Below are 5,779 nucleotides of genomic sequence, written 5' to 3'. Positions count from 1 at the left end.
ACACCGGCGGGGCAGGCATTCCTGGCGACGTGACTGTTCGTGCCCTGGATTTGGCGGACCTGTCCCTTGTGCGGCGATCTGGCGGGGGTCTTGGGGTGGTCGGGTTCTGGCGACGAGGGCGGCGAATTGGTCGTCGTCCATGTCGGCGATCTGCTGTTCAATCTCGGGGTTAAGCATGGTGGTCTCCTTGGTTGAGGTTGGCGGCGATGGCGGCGATCCGGTCGGCCTCGTATAGGAGGCGGCCGTCGATCATGACGCCGCCGAGGTCGGCGTGGCGACGGATCACGCGGCGGCGATTCCAGCCCAGAATGGCGGCAGCCCGGCCGGTACCGATCAATTCCGGTGCCGCCGGGCTGTTTTGGGCATAGGTTGTCTTAGCATCCATCTTATTACGTGTCGTCTCGGGTGCGCTAGTTTCGTGCCGCGTCTCTCGCACGGTTGGGTGGGTTGTCGCGTGTTCGAGGCGGGCCAGTAGGTCGGCGACGGCGGGCAGCACCGGCCGGCCGTCGAGCTGCTGACGCCGAACATGATCGGCGGCCGCGTAGGTTGCGGCCTGTACCTCGCTGGGCGTGAGTTTCACTGCGGCTCCTTGGTTGTGGTGGTGGTCGCTGTGTTCATGGCTGTCCGTGACGCTGGGGCGGCACGGCGGGCCAGCTTGCGGCGCCGCTGGTATTCGCGGTGGCAGGCTCGGCAAGCTCGGCGGGTGTATCCGGCCACGTCGGTCCAGTACCGGGTGTTCAGGTGGTCGAACTCGTGGCCGCGGCAGCAGCGGGTCTTGGCGGCGTTGATCGCGGCCTTGCCTGTAGGCGGGCGGGGTGTCATGCGATCTGTCGGGCGCGGCCACGCCGGGGTCGAGACAGCTGCGGTTCTTCGGGTTCGGCGTCGGGGTCGTAGGCTTCGCCGTCGATGGTCGGGAACTCCTGTTTCATGGCGTCGGCGAAGCGGGGTGCGTGGAAGCCGATCCCGCCGGCGCCGCGGCAGGGTTCCCCGGCGGGGGCGAGGCAGGATCGGCCCGGACACGGCACGGTGCGAACATCGGCCTGGAGTTGGTTGGCGAGGGTGTAGCGGCGGTGGCCGCCGGCGCCGGTGGTGGTCATGGTTGGGGTCCTTTCGCGTCGAGGCGGGCCAGCACGCACGGCAGGCACCACCACGGGTAGCGGTCCGAGTTGTTCTTGAAGTTGGCGACGAGTTCGCCTTCGCGGTGCGGTCGACCGCACTGTTGGCAGGTGCCGTGGAGGTGGCTGGCGCGGGCCAGCACGGCCGGGGTGCCGGTCACCGGGTGCGGCCTGTTCTTTTGGCCCGGCACGGCGGGCACGCGGGCACGCCCTCTAAGGGGGCGGGCGTGCCGTGCCCTGCCGCTATTGCCCCCGCGTGCCCCGCGTGCCCATCTGCAAGCCGCTGACCTGCGGGCACGCGGAACCGCGTGCCCGCGTGCCCGATCGCGTGCCCATCGCCGATTTCGGCCGCGTGCCCGCCGCGTGCCCACTCCGTGCCCGTCATTCGGGCAACTCCCACCGCTTCGGCGAGGCCCCGTCCACCAGCACCAAGCGGTGCTCGAATTGCAGTTTGTCGAGGGCACGCCGGGCGGTTTCCTTCTGCGATCGGGTGGCCGGTGTGCCGGGTGGCAGCCCGTTGGCGATCGCGGCGACCTCGGCGACGGTCGCGCCGGTGGTGGTGCCGGCCAGCTTCACGGCGGCGTCGTAGTGCCGCTCCACAACGGGGTCGAGCGTCGTCGTGCTGCTGGCGGGGGTGTCGGTGGTGACCCTCCACGCGGCGACGCCGGTATCCGGGTCGGGCGGGTCCAGGGTGAACGTGCCGGCGAACTGGCGGCGGCCCTCGCCGTTGGTGCAGTGCTGGCGCAGCCCGCCGGGCCGGTCTTTGTTGATCCACAGGTCGGCGGCGCCGCCTTGGCCGGGCGCGAACGTCTGCCGTCGTACCACGTTGATGGATACGCCGTTGACTGCCCGCCGTTTCGCCATCGTGCCGCCGGCACCGTAGGCGCGGGATTCGCGGCCCTTGGCGGGGTGGTCGATGAGGATGACGGCGGCCCCGGCGCGTTCCAGCTTCCCGGACGTGCGGCGCATGATCGCGGTGTAGTCGTCGGCGCTGTCGCTACTGCCGCCGAATAGCGGGATGAGTTCGCCGGCGCAGTCGATGAGCGCGATTTCAGCCCAGCCGGTGCAGTCATCGACGGCGCCGCGAAGTTCTTCTTCGTCGGCGGGTTCGATGTGTCGGAACTTGTCCGGGTCGGTGATGGCGTCGAGCGGGGCGCCGAGCATCACCAGCCGGCGGGCGGTTTCGACGGCGCCGTTGTTGTCCAGGTCCAGAAACAGTGCGCGTCCACCCGCGGTGAGCCGTTCGGCGATCGCGGCGAGGGCGATCATGGTTTTGCCGTCCTCGGGGTCGCCGTAGAGTTCGTTCCGCTTGCCGCGGTAGAAGATCGGCACACCATCGACGCGGGCCAGGAACTCGGGCTGTGGCGGGTCTGGTAGCCCGGCATTGAGCAGCGCCGCGAAATCGGTGTAGCGGGGCCGCTCGTCGTCGCCGCTGCCGTCGCCGAGGTCGCCGACGTCGGTGCTGCCCGGGTCCCAGTCGCCGCGGGTGTCGTTGTCGGGTGGGTAGGCGGGGCCGTCTGCGTCGGCCTTGGTGGCCGCCGACCGGAGTGTGCCTTCGATGCCGGGGGTGCCCGACTGCTGTGCAGCAGCGCGCAGGGTTGCGGTGACGATGGCCCGGTCCATGCCGGCACCGTCTGCGAGCCGGTAGCAGCGCAACGCGGCGTCGTTCAACTTGTTGTTGCGTCCGGTCTCGGGTGCCATGCCGGCCAGCTCGGCGGCCTCCCGCTCGAGGACGTTGAGCGCGTACCGGCGCAACCGGTCGCCGCCGGCCACCGCTGACGGCGGTGCTGCGCTGGGCTGCTGGTCCCGGTCGCCGTGTTTGGCGGCTTGGAGTCCGTCGAGCCATGCGGCGGGCAGCTCCGGGAGCTGATCGACCCGCGGCGGCCCACACACCTGGCCGGCCGGGTCATACCAGCGGTAGCGGCTGCCGGTGTCGGGGTGCTGGGAGGGCGCGACGACGGCGTAGCGGTGGTGGTGCTGCACAATCTCCACCCCTTTGTCGGGGTTGCTGTCCAGTTCCACACCGGCGGGTATCCGGTAGTAGTAGATGCCGCTCACGGTGTCGGTGCCGCGGGACGACGACCGCCATGTTGCCGGCCGCTGCCCCCAGCTGAACTCCCAGCCGGCCAGCGTCGCCGCGCCCGGCTTGTCGCCGTAGTCGTCTACGTCGATGCCGACCACGGTCGGCGGCATCCGCAGCGCAGTGTTGCCGCCGGCGTGGCGGGGGTCGTCGGCCCATGCGTGGCAGTCGGCCGCCGAGGGCAGCGGGTTGCCACGGCCGGTCGCGCCCCGCGGGGGCGGCCATTTCTGCCCGGTCGGCAGCGGGATCGGCGCCCACCCTGCCTCCAGGTAGACGGGTACGGCGTCGGCATAGCCGGCCACGGCGGGTGTCTCGTCGTTGGCGCCATTGGTGTTTCGGCTGCTACCATTGGTGTTATCGCCCTTGGATGCCCCGCCCTGACCGGCGGGGTTTCCGCTTTTCATGCCACCTTCCCGGCGGTGTTGCGGGCGGGGCGCAGCAGTTCGGCGAGCCGGGTGCGCTGCTCATCGGTCAGCGGTGGGGCTGCGGCGAGGGTGCGCTCGATGTAGGCGGCGATCTTCTCCGTGGCGGCGTTGCGTCGCCGGATGATGCCGTTGTTGCGGCGCACGGCCGCAGATTTCTTGGCGAGGTCGCGGTAGTAGGCGGCCCGTGCGGTCGGTTCGGTTGGGATTGTGGACATGGTTGTCGCCGATCTCCCCTGTGTGGGGGTTCGGCGGGGTGCTCATGCCCGCGGTGTGGCTCGATCCTGTAGCCACGCGATCGACTAAGCCGCTTCACGTTCGGACGCTAAAACGTCCGATTGCTAGATTACCGGGTGTGTCGCTGTAAGCGCGAACGTCAGATATGCACGGGCAGGGTGCGGCCATGTCGGGCATGCCGCAGCGCGCCGGCCAGCGCCGGCCCCTCCGGGAGCTGCGGCGCTGGCTCGCAGTAACACCGCCGCCGTGTGCGAGTCCAGCCGTGCTCCGACCAGTACAGGGCCACCACCCGGCCGCACCCGCCGTCCCGCTTGTGGACCGCCTTCAACAACGGCGGCACGTCGGCGCCGGGTCCGGTCACAACCTCACCGCCCGGGCCAGTGAACAGAATCCGGTCGCTACTCACAGCCACACCACCTTCACCCGGTCGGGGTCGAACGTGTTGCCGCGCTTACCGATCGGCTCCACAACGACCTCCATCAGTGTTTCGATTATGGCCCGCAACCTATCCGGTGACAGGTCGGCCACAGCATCCGCGGCCGCCGGGGTGCCCAGCGGTATCCCGTCGAACACCCGCACCCGGCCGGCGTCCTGCTGGCGGGCCAAGATGGCGTCAAGCTTGGCCTGCACCCGGTCGCTGGCGATCTTCGCTTGCCGGCCGGTGAGCAGCCCATCGGCGCGTTCCACCGCGATCACGTCCAGCTCGGCCAGTAGCGTGTTCGCTTGCACCCGTAGGGATTCCGCTTCGGCGGTGTCGTGTTGCTCCGCTTTGAGTAGGTCGCCGGCGTCGGGCATCGCCAGGCGGCCGGCAACGAGGTCGAGTATCAGCGGTTCGATGTGGTGCGCCCGCACCGAACAGCCGCGGCACCGCTTGCAGGCGTAGGCGATATCGTCGCCGCCGGTGCCCCACATGCCGGACAGGTAGTGGCCGCACTTGCCGCAACCCAAAACCCTGGTCAACAAATAGCGGCGCACGGTTTTCGGGCCGGGCCGCCGGCCGGGTGCGTCCATCACTGCCTGGACAGCCCAGAACGTGTCCGGGTCGATCAGCGCCGGCCAGGTGCCGGGGCCGATGATGCTGTCCCGGTTCGCTGGCCCGCGGTCGGCCTGATAGGTGCGGAGGCCAGCATTGCGGGGCTTCCGCAGGAACGTGGACACCTGCGGTGGCGTCCACCGCTTCCCGTTGATCGTGAACGCTTCGGCGTTATTCCACAGGGCGGCAACGTCTTTCAAGGATGCGCCGGCCAGGATCGCCGCGTAGGCTTCGGCGATCAGCGGGGCGGTTTTGGGGTCGAGGTCGCGGCGGGTGCCGCCCATGTCGATGTAGCCGAACGCTTGCCGCCACTTCGGCTCGCCGCGTTGGGCTTTCTGCTGCGCTGCGCGGCGCTTGCGTTCGCCGGCGTGCTCAACTTCGGCGGTGGCGACACTACCCAGGATGGAGGCGACCATGCGGCCGGTCGGTGTGGACAGGTCCAGTTCGCCGGCGGTGACGGTGCGGAACTCCACTCCCTTCGCCACGTCGAGGAGCCGGGTTAGGTCGGACAGTCGGCGGTAAATCCTGTCGGGGTGCCAGGCCAGTACGGCGGTGACTTCGCCGCGGTCCATCGCGGCCAGCAGGGCCTCGAATCCGGGCCGGGGCTTACCCGAGGTTGCGGATCGGTCGTTGTCGGTGAACTCGGCGACGACTTTCCAGCCGAGGGTGTCGGCGAGGGTGCGGCAGTCGTCGGCCTGCCGTTGGACGCCGAGCTGCTGGCCGGCGCGGTCCAGCGAGATTCTGGTGTAGATGGCGGCCCGGCGGGGCTTGCGTTCGACGCTCACAGGCTATAGTGTACCTAGTGCGTCCGCTAATGTTTTCGGCAGAGGCAGCGCAGGTTGGCGGGGTGGGTCGGCCCGATCGGGTAGGCGATGGCGTGGTCGATGTCGCA

The 5,779-nt window shown here is 69.7% G+C and carries 7 protein-coding genes and 2 pseudogenes; all 9 read right to left on the bottom strand.

Features of this window, described 5'->3' with window-relative positions:
- Window positions 1-169: 169 nt before the first annotated feature.
- Window positions 170-580 (bottom strand): hypothetical protein, encoded by a 411-nt coding sequence (locus A5694_RS02940; protein ID WP_064920359.1) that lies wholly within the window; start codon window positions 578-580, stop codon window positions 170-172.
- Window positions 577-822 carry a hypothetical protein gene (locus A5694_RS02935; RefSeq protein WP_064920358.1) on the bottom strand — a complete coding sequence of 82 codons (246 nt, stop codon included), beginning with the start codon at window positions 820-822 and terminating at the stop codon, window positions 577-579. The genes A5694_RS02940 and A5694_RS02935 overlap by 4 nt, the downstream gene beginning before the upstream one ends.
- The gene (locus A5694_RS02930) at window positions 819-1,097 is read right to left on the bottom strand and encodes a zinc finger domain-containing protein (RefSeq protein WP_064920357.1); all 279 of its coding nucleotides are present in this window, start codon (window positions 1,095-1,097) and stop codon (window positions 819-821) included. Before A5694_RS02930 ends, A5694_RS02935 begins: the two co-directional genes overlap by 4 nt.
- A complete protein-coding gene (locus A5694_RS02925; RefSeq protein ID WP_064920356.1) occupies window positions 1,094-1,276 on the bottom strand; it encodes a hypothetical protein in 183 nt (60 codons plus the stop codon). Before A5694_RS02925 ends, A5694_RS02930 begins: the two co-directional genes overlap by 4 nt.
- Window positions 1,277-1,496: 220 nt before the next feature.
- Window positions 1,497-3,599: a bifunctional DNA primase/polymerase gene (locus tag A5694_RS02920; protein WP_064920355.1), complete on the bottom strand. Its 2,103-nt coding sequence runs from the start codon at window positions 3,597-3,599 to the stop codon at window positions 1,497-1,499.
- A pseudogene (locus A5694_RS25215) lies at window positions 3,596-3,712 on the bottom strand (hypothetical protein); the annotation flags it as partial. The pseudogene A5694_RS25215 and the gene A5694_RS02920, both read right to left, overlap by 4 nt.
- 281 nt (window positions 3,713-3,993) lie before the next feature.
- Entirely contained in the window at window positions 3,994-4,260 is a 267-nt protein-coding gene (locus tag A5694_RS02910) for a hypothetical protein (protein ID WP_064920353.1), read from the bottom strand.
- Window positions 4,257-5,672 (bottom strand): recombinase family protein, encoded by a 1,416-nt coding sequence (locus tag A5694_RS02905; protein WP_064920352.1) that lies wholly within the window; start codon window positions 5,670-5,672, stop codon window positions 4,257-4,259. The genes A5694_RS02910 and A5694_RS02905 overlap by 4 nt, the downstream gene beginning before the upstream one ends.
- Before the next feature lie 29 nt (window positions 5,673-5,701).
- Window positions 5,702-5,779 (bottom strand): annotated as a pseudogene (locus tag A5694_RS24455) (hypothetical protein); the annotation flags it as partial.

Origin of the sequence: Mycolicibacter sinensis, from assembly GCF_001667945.1 — a bacterium.
In the GTDB taxonomy this organism is placed as follows: Bacteria; Actinomycetota; Actinomycetes; order Mycobacteriales; family Mycobacteriaceae; genus Mycobacterium; species Mycobacterium sinense_B.
The sequence above is the reverse complement of the archived record's forward strand: the minus strand, read 5'-3'. Positions and strand labels throughout refer to the sequence as shown.